Source organism: Spiroplasma sp. ChiS, from assembly GCF_002968355.1.
In the GTDB taxonomy this organism is placed as follows: Bacteria; Bacillota_I; Bacilli_A; order Mycoplasmatales; family Mycoplasmataceae; genus Spiroplasma; species Spiroplasma citri.
This window is the reverse complement of the sequence record NZ_PUUH01000253.1, coordinates 1-715: the sequence shown is the minus strand read 5'-3', so window position 1 is coordinate 715 and position 715 is coordinate 1. Positions and strand designations below refer to the sequence as shown.

The window sequence follows — 715 nt, the reverse complement described above, 5'->3', positions numbered from 1 at the left end:
ATTTCTATTTTTATAATTTCATCTTAACAATAAAATTTTTAATAACAACCTCTATTTTAAAATAAATAAAAATTTATTTTTTTATTTGTTTCAGATTTCGTAGGTGTTTAGTTCTTGTCAAGCATAGTTATTGATTTGATTTTCAATTCAGTTAGCGAGGGTTTAAGTTGGGGTAATTCAGTGGACTTGGTAGTTGTCTTTATAGTATTTGCAAAGACCATCAAGTTTTTTTCTAAACCGCTCGGGAGTTTTTCGTGTTCGCTCAAATTCCACTAATTGAATTGTCCCATCAGTTTTGTAAACAATTAAGTCAGGGTAGGCGTTGAGGTTATCGTTTTCCATTTTTAACTCCCGCTCTGTTTGGTAATTTTCGATGTCATTTTGTGCAACAAGTCATTTGATGAGCATATCTTGGTGGGGGAGTTCATAGCAATTTATTTTAATTGCTTTTTTGTGTTCACGCCCAACAAAATTATTTCCCTTATGAGAAAGATAATAAATATTACGATGGGTATGTTGGTCAACTTTTATTAACCCTTTTTATGTAATGTTTTTAAAAGTTCTTCGGTCGCCCGTTTTTTCTTATTAACTAATAAACCGATTTACTCTGTATTCGTTTTTTCTTATTAACTAATAAACCGATTTACTCTGTATTTAAGTATCCCCAACGATTTATCATCAGCAATATTTTTTCTTGTTCCCCCATAACATCAAC

The 715-nt window shown here is 30.8% G+C and carries 1 protein-coding gene; it reads right to left on the bottom strand.

The window, feature by feature from the left end; translation table 4 throughout:
• Positions 1–162 precede the first annotated feature (162 nt).
• Entirely contained in the window at positions 163–408 is a 246-nt protein-coding gene (locus C6B38_RS09415) for a hypothetical protein (RefSeq protein ID WP_146693347.1), read from the bottom strand.
• Positions 409–715 lie beyond the last annotated feature (307 nt).